The 19,910-nt window shown below is 44.0% G+C and carries 15 protein-coding genes; 6 read left to right on the forward strand and 9 right to left on the reverse strand.

Features of this window, described 5'->3' with window-relative positions; all coding sequences use genetic code 11:
- Window positions 1–71: 71 nt before the first annotated feature.
- The 6 genes from Q7657_RS09690 to priA all read right to left on the reverse strand — a co-directional run bounded on the left by Q7657_RS09690 (window position 72) and on the right by priA (window position 7,492).
- On the reverse strand, window positions 72–980 hold the full coding sequence (locus Q7657_RS09690; RefSeq protein ID WP_107166691.1) for a 1,4-dihydroxy-2-naphthoate polyprenyltransferase: 909 nt from the start codon (window positions 978–980) through the stop codon (window positions 72–74).
- 140 nt (window positions 981–1,120) lie between these two features.
- A complete protein-coding gene (gene hslU, locus Q7657_RS09695) occupies window positions 1,121–2,452 on the reverse strand; it encodes an ATP-dependent protease ATPase subunit HslU (protein WP_107166690.1) in 1,332 nt (443 codons plus the stop codon).
- A gap of 10 nt (window positions 2,453–2,462) precedes the next feature.
- Complete coding sequence (gene hslV, locus Q7657_RS09700) at window positions 2,463–2,990, reverse strand: ATP-dependent protease subunit HslV (protein WP_005371875.1); 528 nt, start codon at window positions 2,988–2,990, stop codon at window positions 2,463–2,465.
- Between the two features lie 182 nt (window positions 2,991–3,172).
- The gene (locus tag Q7657_RS09705; RefSeq protein WP_107166689.1) at window positions 3,173–3,922 is read right to left on the reverse strand and encodes an SPOR domain-containing protein; all 750 of its coding nucleotides are present in this window, start codon (window positions 3,920–3,922) and stop codon (window positions 3,173–3,175) included.
- Window positions 3,923–4,082: 160 nt separating this feature from the next.
- On the reverse strand, window positions 4,083–5,105 hold the full coding sequence (cytR, locus tag Q7657_RS09710; RefSeq protein WP_316247351.1) for a DNA-binding transcriptional regulator CytR: 1,023 nt from the start codon (window positions 5,103–5,105) through the stop codon (window positions 4,083–4,085).
- Between the two features lie 185 nt (window positions 5,106–5,290).
- On the reverse strand, window positions 5,291–7,492 hold the full coding sequence (gene priA / locus Q7657_RS09715; protein WP_107166688.1) for a primosomal protein N': 2,202 nt from the start codon (window positions 7,490–7,492) through the stop codon (window positions 5,291–5,293).
- Between the two features lie 268 nt (window positions 7,493–7,760).
- On the opposite strand from priA, the gene rpmE reads away from it, so the two are divergent.
- Both rpmE and Q7657_RS09725 read left to right on the forward strand, forming a co-directional pair.
- Window positions 7,761–7,973, forward strand: coding sequence for a 50S ribosomal protein L31 (gene rpmE / locus Q7657_RS09720; protein ID WP_008988141.1), 213 nt, complete (start codon window positions 7,761–7,763; stop codon window positions 7,971–7,973).
- Between the two features lie 216 nt (window positions 7,974–8,189).
- On the forward strand, window positions 8,190–9,437 hold the full coding sequence (locus Q7657_RS09725; RefSeq protein ID WP_053987484.1) for a malic enzyme-like NAD(P)-binding protein: 1,248 nt from the start codon (window positions 8,190–8,192) through the stop codon (window positions 9,435–9,437).
- 76 nt (window positions 9,438–9,513) lie between these two features.
- On the opposite strand, the gene metJ is transcribed toward Q7657_RS09725, so the two are convergent.
- Entirely contained in the window at window positions 9,514–9,831 is a 318-nt protein-coding gene (gene metJ / locus Q7657_RS09730) for a met regulon transcriptional regulator MetJ (RefSeq protein WP_008988139.1), read from the reverse strand.
- Window positions 9,832–10,129: 298 nt separating this feature from the next.
- Here metJ and Q7657_RS09735 point away from each other — a divergent pair, with 298 nt between their 5' ends.
- Entirely contained in the window at window positions 10,130–11,296 is a 1,167-nt protein-coding gene (locus Q7657_RS09735; RefSeq protein WP_107166687.1) for an O-succinylhomoserine (thiol)-lyase, read from the forward strand.
- Entirely contained in the window at window positions 11,296–13,710 is a 2,415-nt protein-coding gene (locus Q7657_RS09740) for a bifunctional aspartate kinase/homoserine dehydrogenase II (protein WP_107166686.1), read from the forward strand. The genes Q7657_RS09735 and Q7657_RS09740 overlap by 1 nt, the downstream gene beginning before the upstream one ends.
- 160 nt (window positions 13,711–13,870) lie before the next feature.
- Here the strand turns inward: Q7657_RS09740 and Q7657_RS09745 are convergent, their stop codons facing one another.
- Window positions 13,871–14,437: a PadR family transcriptional regulator gene (locus Q7657_RS09745; protein WP_053987487.1), complete on the reverse strand. Its 567-nt coding sequence runs from the start codon at window positions 14,435–14,437 to the stop codon at window positions 13,871–13,873.
- 408 nt (window positions 14,438–14,845) lie between these two features.
- Entirely contained in the window at window positions 14,846–17,476 is a 2,631-nt protein-coding gene (ppc, locus tag Q7657_RS09750) for a phosphoenolpyruvate carboxylase (RefSeq protein ID WP_107166685.1), read from the reverse strand.
- Window positions 17,477–18,104: 628 nt separating this feature from the next.
- Here ppc and argC point away from each other — a divergent pair.
- A complete protein-coding gene (argC, locus tag Q7657_RS09755; protein ID WP_107166684.1) occupies window positions 18,105–19,118 on the forward strand; it encodes an N-acetyl-gamma-glutamyl-phosphate reductase in 1,014 nt (337 codons plus the stop codon).
- Window positions 19,119–19,128: 10 nt separating this feature from the next.
- Window positions 19,129–19,908: an acetylglutamate kinase gene (gene argB, locus Q7657_RS09760; RefSeq protein WP_107166683.1), complete on the forward strand. Its 780-nt coding sequence runs from the start codon at window positions 19,129–19,131 to the stop codon at window positions 19,906–19,908.
- The last annotated feature ends 2 nt before the right edge of the window (window positions 19,909–19,910 follow it).

Consider the following 19,910-nt stretch of genomic DNA (forward strand, 5'->3'; position numbering starts at 1 on the left):
GATGATTGCATCTATTGAGCCTTGTTGAAATTATAACCACTTGATCTGTCATTGCAATTCGCAAAAATGATTTATGACAGGATGATCCCGATAGCAAACAATAAATTAGTGAGCAGGGCACATTTGACCATGGTTGCCATCATTGGTCGAAGTTCAGCACCGTCTTTTGAGTAGTAAACCGCGCGACCGTGCTTATAAAGCAATGGCACGCTCAGTACAAACAGCCAACCAAACAATGATTTGGTTTCGAAAAGCGCAAAAAGTGTCAAACAAACCACGCTCGCAGATAATAGAAACAGGTGGTATTTACGGCCCCATTCCGGTCCCATACGTACGACTAACGTTTGTTTGCCACAAGCGCGGTCATTATCAATATCACGTAGATTATTAATGTTTAAAACGCCAACAGCCAATAAACCACAAGCAGTAGCCGGTAGCATGATCACAGAATCAATACTGCCTGCTTGTAAGTAATAAGTACCTGCAACACCAAGCCAACCGAAGAAGATCAAGACAGATAAATCGCCTAAGCCACGGTAACCATAAGGTTTGTTACCCACGGTATAAGCGATAGATGCGATGATAGCGAGTACACCTAACAGCATGAAGCCAATAATGTCATGAGGGTTATTACAGGCGATAAAAATCAGCGATAAACCACTGATGGCAGTAAGAATGATATTGACGATCATAGCCTTACGCATGGCTTGTGGGGTAACTAAGCCTGACTGGATAGCACGCTGAGGCCCCAAACGATCATCGTTATCTGTACCTTTCACCGCATCACCGTAGTCGTTGGCAAGGTTAGAAAGGATTTGCAGCAAAAGGGCGGTTAACAAAGCGAGCGCTGCAACTAGAGCAGAAAAACTTCCATGCCATCCTGCCACTGCGCTACCGCACACAATTGATGCGATGGCTAGAGGCAAGGTTTTTGGTCTTGCAGCATCTAACCAAACTGCGAGTGAAGAAGACGATTTCATAATCTATATACTTAAATAATGAGTGGATTGCTATTATGGCTGAAATTTGACAGTGCGCAAATTTATCCTACGAATAGTCATTTTAGAATAAAAAAACGGTGCAGCAGGGCACCGTTTTTGTATCGTGATAGGCGGTTTTATTAAAGAATAAAACGGCTTAGATCTTCATCTTGTACGAACTCACCAAGACGCTCTTTCACGTATGCAGCATCGATTGTGAATTTCTCACCTGATTTCTCGCTCGCATCGTAAGAGATCTCTTCCATTAGACGCTCCATCACAGTGTGAAGACGACGAGCACCAATGTTCTCAGTACGCTCATTCACCTGCCATGCAGCATCGGCTAGGCTATCGATACCATCAGCTGAGAATTCAATTTCTACCGATTCTGTTGCCATTAATGCTTTGTACTGCTCAGTTAGAGAGGCATTTGGCTCGGTTAGAATGCGTTTGAAGTCGTTGCTGGTTAGCGCTTCAAGCTCAACACGAATAGGTAGACGACCTTGCAGCTCTGGGATCAAATCCGATGGTTTAGCGACTTGGAATGCACCGGATGCTACAAACAGAATGTGGTCAGTTTTCACCATACCGTGCTTGGTTGATACCGTGCTGCCTTCGACTAATGGTAGTAGATCACGCTGTACACCTTCACGAGAAACATCTGGGCCTGACGATTCACCACGCTTACAGATCTTATCGATCTCATCGATAAAGACGATGCCGTTGTTTTCAACCGCGTGAATAGCTTGCTCTTTTAGCTCTTCTTGGTTTACTAGTTTTGCTGCTTCTTCTTCAGTTGCTGCTTTTAGCGCGTCTTTGATCTTCATCTTGCGCTTTTTGGTGGTATTGCCTGCTAAGTTTTGGAACATACCCTGTAGCTGGTTGGTCATTTCTTCCATACCAGGAGGTGCCATGATCTCTACACCCATTTGTGGGGCTGCAATATCCATTTCAATTTCTTTATCGTCTAGCTTACCTTCACGTAATTTCTTACGGAAAGATTGACGAGTAGATGATTCGCTTTCGCTGGCTTCGTTTTGACCCCAAGCATCGCGTGCTGGTGGTAATAGCACATCAAGAATACGCTCTTCAGCTAATTCCTCAGCGCGGAAGCGTACTTTTTCCGTCGCTTGCTGATGGGTCATTTTTACCGCCACATCCGTTAAGTCACGGATGATCGTTTCGACTTCTTTACCAACATAACCCACTTCGGTGAATTTTGTTGCTTCTACTTTAATGAAAGGTGCATTTGCAAGTTTTGCTAAACGGCGAGCAATCTCAGTTTTACCCACACCGGTTGGACCAATCATTAGAATGTTCTTTGGTGTTACTTCTACACGCAACTCTTCTGGAAGTTGCATGCGACGCCAGCGGTTACGTAGTGCAATCGCAACAGCACGCTTCGCTTTGTCTTGACCGATAATGTGACGGTCTAACTCATGGACGATTTCGCGAGGAGTCATCTCAGACATTACAACTTCCTTACTTAGTTTCTAGTTCTTCAATGGTGTGATTGTGGTTAGTGAACACACAAATATCACCAGCAATATTTAGGGCTTTTTCTGCAATTTCACGGGCACCTAAATCAGTATTTTCTAGTAGTGCCGTGGCTGCAGCTTGGGCGAAGTTACCGCCAGAGCCAATCGCAATTAAATCGTGCTCAGGCTGAACCACATCACCGTTACCAGTGATAATTAAAGAGCCTGTTTCATCAGCAACAGCAAGTAGTGCTTCTAGCTTACGTAGGGCGCGGTCAGTACGCCAATCTTTCGCAAGCTCAACAGCCGATTTAAGAAGATGACCTTGGTGCATCTCAAGCTTACGCTCAAAACGCTCGAATAATGTGAATGCATCAGCGGTACCGCCAGCAAAACCTGCCAGTACTTTATTGTTATATAGACGGCGAACTTTACGTGCGTTGCCTTTCATTACTGTATTACCAAGTGAAACTTGGCCATCACCAGCAATCACGACTTTTCCGTTTCGACGTACAGATACAATAGTTGTCACGGGGTAAACCTCTCTGGTTCTGCGCCGGCATAGCCGGTATCGTTAATGTTAAAAGATCTGGGGATGACGGAAGGGCTTTTCAAGTGTTAACTATGAATTGGTCACGATTATTACGTGAGAAATACATAAAAAAAGGACGTACCTAAGCACGTCCTTCTTGTGATGAGAGAGAAACTAGCGCGTTATTCCCAATGCCAAATACCACAAGGGGAAACACCGCTACTTTGTAGCTTCGCTTTGTCTTTTTCAGCACTGCTCTTTTGAGAGTAAGGGCCTAATACCACGCGATACCAAGTACCTTTTGCATCACTGCTGACCTTTAGCTGGCTGTTAAGGCCTTGGAATGCAATTTGTGCTTTACGCTCATCTGCTTGGGACTTCTTACGGTAAGCACCACATTGCAACACGTAGCGAACGGTAGAGGCTGGCTCTGCTTTTTTCTCGGCAGGTTTTGTTGTTTCTACCGTTTTTTCTGCGGGTTTGTGTGCAGGCTCAGTTGTTTTTATATGTGCCGGCTCTGTTTTCTTAGCAGGAGCGGGCTTATGCTCAGGCTCTTTTTTAACAGGTTGCACTCGTTGGTTATCTAACTCGTCTGGCACGATAACTTTTTTGTTTTCTAGTTCATGAATGTAGCGCCATTTCTCTTCAGGTTTTGGCGGTAACACTTCTTTCTGTGCTGGCTTTTTCACTGCATCAACAGGTTGTGGTTTCACAATTGTTGGGATGTCATCTTTAGGTGCGGGTTTCTCAGGAACATCAGTGCCAGATAGGAAGAATAAACCAGAGATCAGTCCAAACACTAAAACAACAGCAGTAACGGCCCATTTGGTAGGAAAACCAGAAGGAGCAGGGGCTTTTTTACGACTAGGACTACTTTTCTTATTTGCCGGTTTCGGCGAGCGTCCGCGCTTTACATAATCTTTAGTGGCCACGATGATAGACAAATACGTTGAGAGAAGGACAGGCCTCTATGTTACAAATTTGGAATGAGACTGACTAGTTTTTATCACTAATAAAGCAAGGGTTAAGGTCAGGAGCGTGCAAAAACTGTGAACTTATGGTTATTTCATAAGCTCACAGCCTTTTTTACTACTAGCGTGATGGTGGCGCGGCACTTTCACGGATCACTAACTTGGCATCGAGCAGACGAGAGCCAGCTTGAACTTCTTTACCTTTGAGGACTTCAAGCAGCATTAACATGGCTTGACGACCGATTTCGTAACGAGGCTGAGAAACCGTGGTTAATGGTGGGTCGCAATATTCGGCAAATTGAATGTCATCAAAGCCGACAATAGAGATATCTTGCGGTACACGCAGACCTAAACGTTTTGCTTGCTGCATAGCACCAATGGCCATCACATCAGAATGACAGAATAGAGCCGTTGGTGGTTCTGGTAATGATAATAGTGCCGTCACTGCACGGGCACCTGCTGCAAAAGTAAAGTCACCTTTTACGGTATAAGCAGGGTTTAGCGTAATACCGCCACGACGCAAGGCTTGTTGGTAGCCTTGATGACGGAATTGAGATAATGGTGCTTGATCAGGACCAGTAATTTGCGCGATACGCTTATGGCCCATTTGAGTCAGATAATTAACCGCTTCAAAGGCTGCGGTGAGGTTATCAATATGGATAGTTGGCAATTCAAGCTCTGGCGCATATTCACATGCCATGACTAGTGGAGGCAGGTTCTTTTGCTCTGGCTTACTAACATCGAAAGGTAGATCAGTACCGAGCAGTAGCATGCCATCAGCTTGTTTGGTGAAAACGAGATTCACGAATGAATTTTCACGTTTTTTCTGTTGACCACTATCACCAAGTAATACTAAGTAACCATACTCCATTGCAGCTTCTTCAATACCGCGAATAATTTCAGTGAAGTAAGGGTCACAAATGTCTGGAACGATAGTTACGATAGTTTTTGACTCATTGCGACGTAAATTACGCGCAAGCGAGTTTGGTGAATAGCCAGCTTCCATGACAGCCTGCTCAACTTTTTTACGGGTTGAGGCAGATACTTTTTCCGGATTCATCAACGCACGAGAAACGGTTGCAGTTGAGACTCCGGCTAGCTGGGCAACATCCTTCATTGTCGCCATATTGCTTTCCTCTTTTATCTATATCTCTCTTATTATGCGGCTGGTGGATTCAGTGTCAAAGTAACAACGATAACAACCAACCAAGCAGTAACTGACTGAAATATGTCAATCCTATTCATATTGTAGAATGTATGAATAGGATTAAACATGCTCCAATTAGCATTAATTACATTCGCTATGTGAGCCTTGTCGCATTGTTTGTTTTAAGTTAAATCTTGCGGCTCAACATCAATCGACCAGCGTACCTTTTTTGCTAACGGTAACAATTGGATAGCGGGTTTCGCTATGCTTAAAATCTGTTGTAATGCTTTACGGTTCGGGGTTTGTAAAATCAATTGCCAGCGGTAACGCCCAGCACGACGAGCCAATGGTGCAGGATTTGGCCCCAATACGCAGCAGTCCTGATCGTAGACTGGGCTTGATTCAAAGATCCCACGAATTTGTTGTAATAATTGACACACGGTATCGCTGTCATTGGCTTCTGCTCGTACTAACACTAAATGAGTGTAAGGAGGTAGCATGGCTTGTTTGCGCTCGGTTAATGCCGCTTGCGAGAATACGCCATAGCCTTTATGTAGCAGTGACTGTAAAAGCTGATGATCTGGGTGGTGGGTTTGTAATAATACTTCACCGGGTTTGCTTGCACGTCCTGCACGTCCCGCTACTTGAATAAAAAGCTGTGCTAAACGCTCTGATGCACGAAAATCATTACTAAACAGCGCACTATCGACATCAATTAAGGCGACCAATGTGACATTCGGAAAGTGGTGACCTTTCGCCAGCATTTGGGTACCGATCAGAATTTGGTATTCGTTATTTTTGATCGCTTCAAGGTAGTTTTCTAACGCCCCTTTACGACGGGTACTATCGCGATCAATACGCACGGTCTTAAATTCAGGAAACAGGGTTGCTAATTGATTTTCAAGTTGCTCAGTACCTACACCAACAGGCAGCAATTGGGTTGAGCCACATTGTTCACATTGCGGCATGATAGGGCGCTGTGTTGCACAGTGGTGGCAGCGTAATTCCCCCGACTGTTGATGTAAGGTGTAGTACGCATCACAACGAGGACATTCTGCAATCCAGCCACATTCGTGACACATCATCGCTGGCGAGAAACCTCTGCGATTAAGAAATAACATCACTTGATTGCCTGCATTTAAATGTTTTCGCATCTCGGCAATCAGTGGTGCAGACAATCCCGCATCAAGGTATAGGCCTTTGACATCAATCACCCCATGACGCGCTAATTGAGCATTACCCGCACGTTTGGTCAGGGTTAAATGATGATATTTTGCGGTTTTCGCATTATGTAAGGTTTCCAGTGCTGGCGTTGCAGAGCCTAATACAACTGGAATGTTTTCTTTGTTAGCGCGCATCACGGCTAAATCGCGGGCATGGTAGCGCAGGCTATCTTGTTGTTTGTAAGAGGCGTCATGCTCTTCATCGACAATGATGATGCCTAAGTTGGCAAATGGGGTGAATAATGCTGAGCGAGTACCAATGATGATCCCGGCTTGGTTATCACGACCAGCGAGCCATGCCGCCATACGCTCGCTGTCGTTGAGCCCTGAGTGCACTGTCTCTAGTGGCACATTGAAGCGACGACGAAAGCGGTTAATCGTCTGCGGGGTTAGGCCGATTTCTGGCACTAGAATAAGGGCTTGTTTACCTGCCGCCAGTACAGGCTCTAACAAGTTAAGATAAACTTCGGTTTTGCCTGAGCCTGTGACACCTTGAAGTAGATAACAACCAAAATTCGGATTGCTGTTAACGGTGGCAATTGCTAAGGCTTGCTCTTCATTTAAGCGCGGTTTTTCTTCTGTAACTGCAAAGTTCTGGTGCCAATTTTTATCTTTTTGCTGCTGTTGTTGCTCGATAATCCAGCCCTTATTGCTAACAGCTTTTAAGGTTGCAGAGCTGACATCTTCATTTAATAAGCTGTCATGACTCACAGGACCATTTTGTAATAAACGCAGTAGCTGAGCTTGTTTGGGAGCACGGGTGAGACCGTTAAGCGGTTGTGCTTTACCTGCTTCCGTTAGTGCCCAAAATTTTAACGTCGCTTGTGATGCTTCACGCCCTTTACGTAGCAGCGCAGGCATGGCATTGGCAAGGGTGTCACCAAGTGGATATTGATAGTATTGGCTTGCCCATTTAAGCAAATCGAATAATGGCGGCATCCATAGCGGTGCTTTATCAATGACTTTCTGTACGGCTTTGAGTTGCTCGAGTGGAAAGTCGGAATGATCGGTCAGTGCTGTCACAATCCCTATTAATCGCTGGCGACCAAATGGCACCTGTACACGTCCTCCGATCACAGGCATGTCATCAGATTTAATTAGATAATCAAAGGTTTTATCTAGCGGAACAGGAAGGGCCACACGGGCGATGTTTGGGATCATAATCTACTGCAGTCATTGAGCGTGTAGTGAATAATACCAGACCGAGTGAAACTCGATAAGCCTTGTTAAGAACGAGAAGGGGAAGTTGTCTAAGATCAGAGAAGAAATACAGCGCTGAAAAAGCCTTCTCTCTGTTGATCTCCGTGAGATGATTGATTATTATACGCCGCCTGATTTGTCGCATAATGTGGCAAGATATTTTTTAACGACGTGTGGTGCCCGGCTTTGGATCGGGAGAGCGACACGGCCTTAATTTTGAGGTTATCCCATGAAACAAGGTATTCACCCAGAGTACACAGCAGTAAACGCACGTTGTTCTTGTGGCAACACTTTCGTATTTAACTCTACTATGGGTAAAGACATCAACCTTGATGTATGCGACAAGTGTCACCCATTCTACACTGGTAAGCAACGTCAAGTTAGCTCTGGTGGTCGTATCGACAAATTCAACAAGCGTTTCGGTGCGCTTTCTAGCAAGTAATCATTTGCCAGATGAATTTAGAAAAAAGGGATGCGTAAGCATCCCTTTTTTTATGTCTTTATAAAATACTCTTGGTATAACTGTTACTTAAATGTATTACTCTTGTTCTTCGTGAGCTGGGAAATTGATACTTAATGGCATATTATTTAATAACAAATACGAATTACACATGTAGTTTGCCATTATAAATGTCAGCGCTGAGGCTCAAATATCACTATGACTGAAGACTTCCGTCAACAAGCTCTCGATTACCACTCACTTCCTGTCCCAGGGAAAATTTCTGTTGAACTGACCAAGCCTGCTAATACGGTTAATGATCTTGCGCTCGCATATAGCCCAGGTGTGGCTGAGCCCGTAAGAGAAATCGCCCAAGATGCTGATAACGTCTATAAGTACACAGCGAAAGGCAATATGGTTGCGGTGATCACCAATGGTACTGCGATTTTAGGTTTAGGTAATTTAGGCCCACTGGCTTCTAAACCTGTTATGGAAGGAAAATCGCTACTGTTTAAACGTTTTGCCGGTATTGATTCGATTGATATTGAAGTCAAGCATCGCACGATTGATGAGTTCGTTGATACGGTGGCTAATATTGCTGACACGTTTGGCGGTATTAACTTAGAAGATATTAAAGCGCCAGACTGTTTTGAGATCGAGCAACGCTTAATTGAGCGCTGCAATGTCCCTGTCTTTCATGATGATCAACATGGTACTGCCATTGTTACAGCGGCAGGTATGCTAAATGCATTAGAGCTTCAAGGAAAAACGATCGGTGAAGCTGTGATTGTGTGTTTAGGCGCAGGCGCAGCAGCGATTGCTTGTATGGAGCTACTTATTAAGTGCGGCGCGCAGCGTGAGAAAATCTACATGCTGGATCGCAAAGGGGTCATTCATACCCGTCGTGATGACATTAATGAATACAAACAGCTGTTTGCCAATAATACTGATAAGCGCACCTTAGAAGATGTGATTGCAGGCGCTGATATTTTCGTTGGCGTATCAGGACCGGACTTATTAGCTCCTGAAGCTCTGGCATTAATGGCTGAAAACCCGATTGTGTTTGCGTGTTCAAACCCCGATCCTGAAATTAAGCCTGCATTGGCACATCAAGTTCGGCAAGACTTAATTATGGGAACAGGGCGCTCTGATTATCCTAATCAGGTGAATAATGTTTTATGTTTTCCGTTTATTTTCCGTGGTGCATTAGATGTGCGTGCGAGCCAAATTAATGATGAAATGAAGTTGGCGGCGGTAAACGCAATTCGTGAATTAGCGAAAGAGCCAGTACCGCAATCGGTATTGGATGCATCTGGTGTATCGCACTTAGCATTTGGGCGAGAGTATATTATTCCAAAGCCAATGGATCCGCGTTTATTACCTCGGGTTGCAAAAGCGGTAGCACAAGCGGCGATTGACTCAGGTGTTGCACGTATTGAAATGCCAATGGGTTACATGGAAGTGTAGTTCAGCAACTCGCTATTTTAATAAATAAAAACCAGCCATGCAGCTGGTTTTTTAGTATACATAGTCAGTAATGAAATTATTCATTAATGTCGTCGTAGCTGATCCCCATTTCATCCATTAGCGCTTTCGCTTCTGCGGGTAGATCATCTGGGCGATCTTTACGAATATCGTCATCCGTTGGTAATGGCTGACCTGTGTAAGCATGAAGGAAAGCTTCACAAAGTAGCTCACTATTGGTCGCGTGGCGTAGGTTGTTCACCTGACGACGAGTACGTTCATCAGTAAGAATTTTAAGCACCTTCAATGGAATCGAAACAGTAATTTTCTTTACTTGTTCGTTTTTCTTACCGTGTTCTGCGTAAGGGCTAATATATTCGCCATTCCACTCAGCCATGTTTTACCTTCTCAGCGATATTGGGTTAATGATGTGGTAACAGGAGCGACACCCTCTGTTAGCAACGGGATTGTAGGGCGGCGATATTACGTCAACATCGCGGTTTTGTCCCGTATTGAACAGAAAAATAACACTAAGGTGAGCACTGTTTTTTTGTTATGGCTGAATTTTAGCGGGATTTACCGCCATAAGCAAAGACATATAGACGTCTAGATGTGTTGACGTCTTGTTTTGTTGTGGTTAAAGTTGTTATAAATTTATTATTTGGGATCAAGCCTCCCCGACAAGGAATGTTATTATGAGTGATAAGCGACTGGCGACAATTGCAGTGAGAACAGGCATCGATAGTGATTCACAGTACCATGCTGTCGTCCCACCGATTTATTTAACATCGACCTATAGCTTTCCTGCTTTTGGGGAAGTGCCACAATATGATTATTCTCGCTCAGGTAACCCAACCCGTAATACGCTTGCTGATGCATTAAGTGAATTAGAAGGCGGTGCTGGTGGCGTGGTGACCAGTTGTGGTACGGCGGCAATGAATTTATTGGTAACGGCATTACTTGGCCCAGATGACTTAATTGTGGCTCCTCATGATTGTTATGGTGGCACCTACCGTTTATTTAATACTCGCGCTAATAAAGGTGACTTTAAGGTCGAGTTTGTCGATCAGTCCGATCAAGAAGTACTGGCTGCTGCGTTAGCGAAAAAGCCGAAATTAATCTGGGTTGAAACTCCATCAAACCCTCTAGTGCGTGTGGTTGATATCACCGCACTGTGTCAGCAAGCCAAAGAAGTTGGTTGCTTAGTCGCCGTGGATAACACCTTCCTTTCTCCTTTACTGCAACAGCCTATCGCACTAGGTGCAGATTTTGTTGTGCATTCAACCACTAAATACCTTAACGGACACTCAGATGTGGTCGGTGGTGTGTTGATCTCTAAAGATGCCGATGTTGCAGAAAATATCGCATGGTGGGCAAACTGTATTGGTGCGACTGGAGCCCCATTTGATGCTTACTTAACCTTGCGTGGACTAAGAACGTTAGCACCACGAATGAGAATGCATGAAGAAAATGGTGTGGCAGTGCTGGGGTATTTACAACAGCAAGCTATGGTTGGGACGATTTATCACCCAAGTTTGCCATCGCACCCAGGACACGATATTGCCAAGCGTCAGCAAAAAGGCTTTGGCTCAATGATGAGTTTTGAATTCGCGGGTAGCCAAGCGCAGTTGGAAGTGTTCGTGAAAGAATTAAAACTGTTTTCATTGGCAGAATCATTAGGTGGAACAGAGAGTTTAATTGCCCATCCATCAAGCATGACTCACCGTGCAATGTCTGATGAAGCACAAGCAGAAGCGGGTATTTCGACGTCACTGTTACGTCTTTCTGTTGGCTTAGAAGATCCCCGTGACTTGGTGGCAGATTTAGAGCAAGCCTTTAATCTGGCTGCGGAGGCGCATTAATGACTCAAGCATCACGCCAATTACATAAATTTGGGGGTAGTAGCTTAGCTGATCCTGAGTGCTATCGCCGAGTGGCTGATATTCTTGCTGAATATTCAGATACTAATGATCTCATTGTGGTATCGGCAGCAGGAAAAACGACTAACCAATTAATATTATGGCTAGAGCAATTAGAGATAGATGGACGTCAAGCACATGAAACCTTGTTGTCGCTTCGCAGCTATCAGCAACAACTTATTGAAGCCTTAATTGTTCAACCAACAGCTGAATTATTGATCCAACAGTTGCATGATGATTTAGCTACCATTGCCCGCTATGGTGAAAGTGCTATTAACCGAGCAGAGCGGAGTACGATCCAAGGTTTTGGTGAGGTGTGGTCTGCTCGCTTATTAGCAGCACTTTTGAGCCAACGTGATCTTGCGGCAAAATATTTGGATTCTCGTTTATTTTTACGAGCAGAGCACGCTGCACAACCTGAAGTGGATAGCCGAGCTTCAAAACCATTACTCCAACAGCAAATTGCACAACATAACCATCATCGTTTAGTGATCACCGGGTTTATGGCACAAAATACCCAAGGTGAAACCGTTTTATTAGGTCGCAATGGTTCTGACTATTCAGCGACGATCATCGGTGCGTTAGCTGATGTTGTAAAAGTAACGATCTGGAGTGATGTTGCTGGGGTGTACAGTGCCGATCCTCGCAAAGTGAATGATGCGTGTTTATTGCCTTTGCTAAGACTAGATGAAGCTAATGAGTTAGCCCGTTTGGCTGCTCCCGTATTGCATAGCCGCACTTTACAGCCAGTAGCACAAAGTGCGATTGATTTGATGCTGCGTTGTAGCCATCAACCAGAATCAGGTTCAACCCGAGTTGAACGCGTATTAGCTTCAGGGCGTGGCGCTAAGATTGTTTCTTCATTAGATGATGTGTGTCTCATTGAGGTTGATGTTCCTCGTGGGATGGATGTTGAGCATGTGCAAGAAGATCTTGAACGTTTACTTTCACGTCATCAGTTAGTCCCACTGGCACAGAGCCTTGAGCTGAGTAAAGGCCGTATTATGCTGGCTTATACTCATGAAGTCGTCAATGGGGTACTTAGCTTGCTGCAAGACAGTGGTATGCCTGCCGAATTACGTTTACGTGAAGGTTTCTCAATGGTGGCTGCTGTGGGAGCAGGGGTGACCAATAATCCTATTCATTGCCATGGCTTTTATCAGCAGTTAAAAGGCTTGCCTGTAGAGTTTATGACTGAAGCAGAATCTGGGTTGAGTCTGGTTGCTGTACTACGTCAGGTTGAAACAGAGCCGTTAGTTAAAGGTATTCACCAAGCATTATTTCAAGCACAAAAGCGTGTTGGTTTAGTGCTCTGTGGTAAAGGCAATATTGGCAGCCGCTGGCTAGAATTGTTTGAGCGAGAAAAAGCTGCGCTAGAAAAACGTCACGGCATTAGTTTTACCTTGATTGGCGTGTTAGATAGTCGTCGTCAATGGGTTAACTTTGATGGCATTGAGCCACAATTAGCATTAACTCAATTTGAGCAAGAAGCGATTGAATATCAAGATGATGAGCTCTTCTCTCAGATTGCTAATGCTGATTATGACGATGTGATAGTCCTTGATGTGACTGCAAGTTGTGAGTTATCAAAACGCTACCCTGAAATTGCCGAGCATGGTTTGCATTTGATTTCTGCTAATAAAGTTGCGGGCTCGGCAAGTAGCCAAGACTACCATGCAGTGATTGACGCCTTTGCTAAAAGTAGTCGTCATTGGCTTTATAACGCAACTGTTGGCGCAGGATTGCCGGTGAATCATACCGTCCGTGATTTACGTGAAAGCGGTGATCAGATCATTGCGGTATCCGGTATTTTCTCGGGCACACTGTCATGGCTGTTTCAGCAATATGATGGCAGTGTGCCTTTTTCTGAATTGGTCGAGCAAGCGTGGCAGCAAGGCTTAACTGAGCCGGATCCTCGACATGATTTAGATGGCAGTGATGTGATGCGTAAGCTGGTGATCCTTGCTCGTGAATCAGGTCTTGATATTGAGCCTGAACATGTGAAAGTAGAAAGCTTAGTGCCTGAAGCGTTGGCTTTGCTGCCTGTTGAACAGTTTTTTGAACAAGCGGCTTTGTTAGATGAAATCCTCGCTGAGCGCTTAGAAAGCGCCCGTGAGGAAGAGAAGGTATTACGTTATGTGGCGCGCTTAGATCGTCACGGTAAAGCCCATGTAGGAGTTGAGGCATTAGCTCAAGAGCATGCGTTAGCGAATTTACTGCCTTGCGATAATATCTTTGCGATTGAAAGCCATTGGTATCGCGATAACCCATTAGTGATCCGAGGCCCTGGTGCTGGGCGCGATGTTACCGCTGGAGCATTGTTATCAGATATTAACCGCTTAGCTTCTCTACTTTAACCGTGACATATCATAGTTAGAAGCACTTAACAGAAAGCCTGCACCAGCAGGCTTTTTTGTGCGCTTTATTTATCGTAAATAGCAATGAACGCCTATTAATAAATGACATAAAAAAACCGCCGTAAAAACGGCGGTTTATTATTAGTCATGGATAAGGTGCTTAGTAAATAGCAACAGGGCTATTATCTGCATCCATATCTTTTAGTTCTGCAAGTACTTCTTCAGCCCAGTCAATCCACGCTTGACGGTTATGTAAACCACGACGAAGCGTTAAACGATCTAGACGCTGTTGGCGATCCATTGATTTGTAATCGCTAAAGTGGAGCTTTTCTAGTTCTTTGTAATGACTGATCAGGGTGTGAGATTCATCGATCAATGCAGCTAATTGTTGTTGCATTGGTAGTGAATTGTGAACACCACAAACGAGTAGTTTTGCTGAAAACTCATCACGAGTAGTTGGATTGCGTGCTGGCTCTTCGAACCAATTAAATAGTGCTTGGCGACCCGCATCGGTGATGGCATAGACTTTACGATCCGGTTTACCTTCTTGAGGCTCGAGGCGACATGTTACTTGATCGTTAGCAGCCATCTTATTTAGTTCACGATACACCTGTTGGTGGCTCGCTTTCCAAAAGTAGCCAATACTATGAGAAAACTCTTTTGTTATATCATAACCCGTTGCTTCTCGATTGCTTAGCACGGTTAAAATTACGTGTGGTAGTGACATCTCTTCTATCCGTTAAATACGTCAAATAAAAACAACAACCAAACTTGATTACTAACGCTTCGTAATGGCGTTTTTTATTTATAATCTTAAGGTCTTACAGTTTGGTTGAGACCGCATACAATATCATTAATTTGCTCAATATCGATACTTCAATATGAATTATCTGTTAAACGAGCTTGCAAAATTATTATCTTGTGACATTACTTCGACGGCAATAAAAAGCCGGTACCACTAAATTATGAATAAAAAATATTCATCATTGCTCATATCGAAGTACAACTATCATAGCCTTATTAAGAAACATAATGCTGTATCATAAGTGAGACAAAAAAGATTTTTCTTAACATATCGATAAATAAGTTGAAAAAAAGGGCCTTTAAAAAGGCCCTTTGTGATCAGCATTATATTTTAGCCTGTATTACGCATACCAGTCGCAATACCTGCAATCGTAACCATTAATGCTTCTTCTAATTCAGAAGGCAGTTCTTCCTGCTGACGAGTACGATATAGTAACTCAGCTTGAAGCATGTTAAGTGGTTCTACATAAATGTTACGTAATCGGATTGACTCGGCACCCCAAGGATCTTGCTCCATAAGGTGATCGTTATTTTCAACAGTAAGGACTGTTTTAATATCTTTCCCTAATTGATCACGTAGCTTTTGACCTAAAGGCCATAGCGCTTCATCTGTTAGACGCTCATCATAGTATTTCGCAATTTCAATATTGGTTTTGGTGTAAACCATCTCTAGCATGCCTAGACGAGTTGAGAAGAATGGCCATTCACGACACATTTCTTCAAGCAACTTAGCGTGACCTTTATCAATTGAGTATTGAATCGCTTCACCGGCACCTAACCATGCTGGCAGTAGCAAGCGGTTCTGACTCCATGCGAAAATCCATGGGATAGCACGTAAGCTTTCAACGCCACCTTGTGGGTTACGTTTTGCAGGACGTGAACCGAGCGGTAGTTTACCTAATTCAAGCTCAGGAGTTGCTGCGCGGAAGTATGGGACGAACTCTGGATCAACGCGTACAACGTTACGGTAGGCTTCACAAGAGATCTCTGATAGTGAGTCCATCAGATCGCGCCATTCTTGTTTTGGCTCAGGTGGTGGTAATAGGTTAGCTTCAAGTGTTGCACCTGCGTACAGGCTCAAGCTATTAATAGCCACTTCTGGTAAGCCAAGCTTAAAGCGGATCATTTCGCCTTGCTCGGTCACACGTAGACCACCTTTTAGGCTGCGTGGTGGCTGAGAAAGTAGTGCTGCATGTGCTGGTGCACCGCCACGACCGATACTACCGCCGCGACCGTGGAATAGGGTAATTTCAACGCCTGCTTTATCACACACATCAACCAGTTTTTCCATTGCGCTGTACTGTGCCCAGCCAGCTGACATCACACCCGCATCTTTTGCTGAGTCAGAGTAACCGATCATGACCATTTGGTGGTTTTGAATAAAGCCACGGTACCAGTCGATGTTCAGTAGTTGTTCAATAACATCAGCGCCATTATTTAAGTCATCTAATGTTTCGAATAATGGACACACATCCATACGGAACGGGCAGCCAGCTTCTTGTAGCAGTAAGTGCACTGCTAATACATCAGAAGCGGTACGGGCCATTGAAATAACGTATGCGCCTAAGGCTTCACGAGATTGCTCTGCAATTGCCTTACAGGTTTCAATCACTTCTTTAACTTCTGGAGATGGTTCCCAATCACGTGGAAGCAGTGGACGTTTTGATGATAGCTCACGAACAAGGAAAGCAATTTTATCTTGCTCGCTCCATTGGTCGTAATCGCCTAAACCTAAGTAGCGCGTTAGCTCAGAAATCACATCTGAGTGACGAGTACTTTCTTGGCGAATATCAAGGCGAACAAGGTGAACCCCGAAACACTTAATACGACGTAGCGTATCAAGTAACAGACCATCAGCAATGATTGCCATGCCACATTCATGTAGTGATTGGTAACAAGCGTGAAGCGGTTCCCATAGCTCTTCAACGTCTTGGATCAGAATATCTGAACCTGGCTTTTGACCTTTGATTTTGGCATCAAGGTTATCGCGAGTATGGGTTAATTTAGAGCGTAGTTGTTTTAAGATCGCACGGTAAGGTTCATGCTCTTCGCCTGCTAATTCACGTACTTTCTCATTACACTGAACCATTGAAAGTTCATTGATCAGCTCTTGAATATCAGTCAGGTAAAGATCAGCGGCTTTCCAGCGAGAAAGAAGCAGTACTTCGCGAGTCACATTTGAGGTCACAAATGGGTTACCGTCACGGTCACCGCCCATCCATGATGAGAAAGTCACTGGTGATGCATCAAGAGGCAGTGATTCCCCAAGGTGCTGCTGCAGTTTTTCATCAAATAAACGTAGGAACTCAGGTACGGCTTGCCATAGTGAGTTTTCAATCACCGCATAGCCCCATTTCGCTTCATCTAGCGGTGTCGGGCGTTGCTGACGAATAACATCTGAGTGCCATGCTTGAGCAATTAACTGCTCTAAACGCTGCTCTACACGTGCACGCTCTGCTGTTGATAGTTCGCTTAATTCAAGCTGAGATAGGCATTTGTTGATCTGTACCAGTTTGTGGATCATGGTACGACGTGCAATTTCAGTTGGGTGTGCGGTTAATACTAAATCGATATTTAGCTCACGAACCGCTTCGATAGAATCTAGCTGATTAACATCATTATTTTTGAGTTTATCGAATAACTCGTCGAGTGCGCCAGGGCTACATAATGTGGTTTCACATTGGCGAGAAATGGTGTGGTATTGCTCTGCAATATTCGTGAGGTTTAGGAATTGGCTAAAGGCACGAGCAACGGGAAGTAATTGATCGTCCGGTAAGTTTTGTAGCTCATCAATGAGCTTTGCACGATCTTCTTCATTACCAGAATGCGCAGATTTTGATAATTTACGAATAGTTTCGACTTTATCTAACAGTTCGTCACCGTGTGCCGTTTTTATGGTATTGCCGAGCAGGTGGCCCAACATACTTACGTTACTTTTTAACGTGCTGTATTTCTCATTCATATCGCATCCATCTCGTAATTTTGTTACATCCAATTTATCAATCTAACAGACAATCTAGCCGTGATCTCACTTTGAGGTCAACTATCATGACATTTTCGGGCATTAAAACCATGCCATTTTGATTTTGGTCATAAACTAGATTGAAGTCTGTAATTTTGTTTCATTATTGCTCGTTTGATAACAAATATTGGTTAGTAATAATATTGTCGGAAACGCATGTCAAATAGATGAATGATGCAAAACGTTACAAAAAGATGATGAAATGGTTTTAAAAAAGATAACAAAAGAGGTGTTTTTAAGGCTTTATTGTTGACAGTACGTAAATTAACCAGTAAACATATAAATGCAACGCAAACGAATATTTTTTTGCTTTGTATTAGCCGTAACCTGAGCAAGGAATGCCGGGTCTCTATTGTTAATTAAGGATGTTTTCACATGAACCAAGCGAAGCTTTTTACTCATACCTTCCGACGACGCTAAGTCATATTTCGCTTGGTGCGTAATGCGCCCCTCATATTGCTGTTCTCAGCACACCTTGTTACACGTTACTGCTGCAAAAATATAAACATAAAAGCCAATTTTGCGCCTGACGGTGACAACTATCATCAAGACTTAAATGGAATTTGTAATGTTAAATACTCTAATTATCGGTGCAAGCGGCTATACCGGCGCTGAGCTTGCGAAAATGGTCACCCAACATCCTCACCTTGAGCTGGCTGGTTTATTTGTTTCTGAAAATAGTCTTGATGCAGGTAAGTTGCTCAGTGAGCTGCATGGTCAACTAAAAGGTATTGTTGATTTACCGTTGCAACCGCTAGTTGATCCCAAAGCAATAGCTAAACAAGCAGATATCGTACTTCTGGCAACCGCACATCAAGTGAGTCATGACCTCGCTGCTGACTTTTTAGAACAAGGCTGTCAGGTGTTTGATTTATCAGGTGCATTTCGTGTTAAGGGCGATGATTTCTATACGCAGTACTATGGCTTTGAACATCAATATTCAGACTGGCTTGAGCAAGCAGTTTATGGTTTAGCTGAATGGAATCATGAAGCGATTGCTAGCGCACAGTTAATTGCTGTACCAGGTTGTTATCCAACCGCATCGCAATTGGCACTTAAGCCTCTTATTGAAGCGGGTTTACTTGATACTGAGCAGTGGCCAGTGATCAATGCGGTGAGTGGTGTGTCTGGTGCTGGACGTAAAGCCACCATGACCAACAGTTTCTGCGAAGTAAGTCTGCAAGCTTATGGTTTATTCTCTCACCGTCACCAACCTGAAATCAGTACTCATCTCGGTCGCGACGTTATTTTTACTCCTCATCTTGGCAACTTTAAACGTGGCATTCTTGCAACTATTACAGCGAAGCTAGCACAAGGCGTTACGCTAGAGCAGGTAACGGAAGCATTGAACCTAGCATATGCATCTACAGCAGATAAACATGCAGTACGTCTTTTAGGGACACAAGCGGCACGTCTACAGAATGTGGTGGGGACTTGCTTCTGTGATATTGGCTGGCAGGTGGATGGTCAACACATTATTTTAACGTCTGCGATTGATAACCTGTTAAAAGGTGCCTCTTCGCAAGCGATGCAATGCATAAATATTCGAAATGGTTTCCCTCAATTAACCGCTTTAGTGTAGGAGTTCGATGATGAGTCAGGTTCCATTAGTCATTAAGTTAGGTGGTGCAGTACTTTCATGTACTGAAACGTTAGAAAAATTGTTTTCAGCGATTAATGCTTATCAAGAAAACTCTCATCGCCCACTGATGTTAGTGCATGGCGGCGGCTATTTGGTTGACGATTTAATGGCAAAGCTGCAATTACCAACAGTGAAAAAGCAGGGCTTACGTGTTACCCCAAGTGAACAAATTCCTGTGATTGCTGGCGCACTCGCTGGGACGGCAAACAAGCTGCTGCAAGGTCAGGCGATCAAATCCGGTGTTAAAGCTGTTGGTCTAAGTTTGGCTGATGGTGGTTTGTGTGAAGTTTCACAGTTAGATCCTGAGTTAGGGTCAGTAGGAAATGCTAAGCCGGGTAATGGTGCATTAGTAACTCAAATCATGGCATCAGGTTATATGCCAATCATTAGCTCGATTGGTTTAGATGCGCAGGGCGAGTTAATGAATGTGAATGCCGATCAAGCAGCTGTTGCGGTGGCTGCTGCCGTTGATGGTGAATTAGTTCTATTGTCTGATGTGAGTGGTGTACTAGACGGTAAAGGTCACCTAATCGACGCATTAACTGAAGTTGAAGCAGAATCGCTGATTGAACAAGCGGTGATCACTGATGGCATGATTGTCAAAGTGCGTGCAGCTTTCGATGCCGCCAAAGCCCTAGGTCGTCCAATTGAAGTGGCGAGTTGGCGTTATCCTGAAAAGTTAACCTCTTTGTTTGATGGGCAAAGTATCGGTACCAAATTTACTCTGTAATT

The organism is Candidatus Photobacterium acropomis (assembly GCF_030685555.1).
Lineage (GTDB): Bacteria > Pseudomonadota > Gammaproteobacteria > Enterobacterales > Vibrionaceae > Photobacterium > Photobacterium lucens.

What these genes read in the sequence shown, in the direction of transcription:
- priA (WP_107166688.1), bottom strand. Translation starts at nt 7,492, where the DNA reads ATGATCCCAAACATCGCCCGTGTGGCCCTTCCTGTTCCGCTAGATAAA.
- ppc (WP_107166685.1), bottom strand. Translation starts at nt 17,476, where the DNA reads ATGAATGAGAAATACAGCACGTTAAAAAGTAACGTAAGTATGTTGGGC.
- hslU (WP_107166690.1), bottom strand. Translation starts at nt 2,452, where the DNA reads ATGTCTGAGATGACTCCTCGCGAAATCGTCCATGAGTTAGACCGTCAC.
- Q7657_RS09735 (WP_107166687.1), top strand. Translation starts at nt 10,130, where the DNA reads ATGAGTGATAAGCGACTGGCGACAATTGCAGTGAGAACAGGCATCGAT.
- metJ (WP_008988139.1), bottom strand. Translation starts at nt 9,831, where the DNA reads ATGGCTGAGTGGAATGGCGAATATATTAGCCCTTACGCAGAACACGGT.
- Q7657_RS09745 (WP_053987487.1), bottom strand. Translation starts at nt 14,437, where the DNA reads ATGTCACTACCACACGTAATTTTAACCGTGCTAAGCAATCGAGAAGCA.
- Q7657_RS09740 (WP_107166686.1), top strand. Translation starts at nt 11,296, where the DNA reads ATGACTCAAGCATCACGCCAATTACATAAATTTGGGGGTAGTAGCTTA.
- Q7657_RS09690 (WP_107166691.1), bottom strand. Translation starts at nt 980, where the DNA reads ATGAAATCGTCTTCTTCACTCGCAGTTTGGTTAGATGCTGCAAGACCA.
- rpmE (WP_008988141.1), top strand. Translation starts at nt 7,761, where the DNA reads ATGAAACAAGGTATTCACCCAGAGTACACAGCAGTAAACGCACGTTGT.
- argC (WP_107166684.1), top strand. Translation starts at nt 18,105, where the DNA reads ATGTTAAATACTCTAATTATCGGTGCAAGCGGCTATACCGGCGCTGAG.
- Q7657_RS09725 (WP_053987484.1), top strand. Translation starts at nt 8,190, where the DNA reads ATGACTGAAGACTTCCGTCAACAAGCTCTCGATTACCACTCACTTCCT.
- argB (WP_107166683.1), top strand. Translation starts at nt 19,129, where the DNA reads ATGAGTCAGGTTCCATTAGTCATTAAGTTAGGTGGTGCAGTACTTTCA.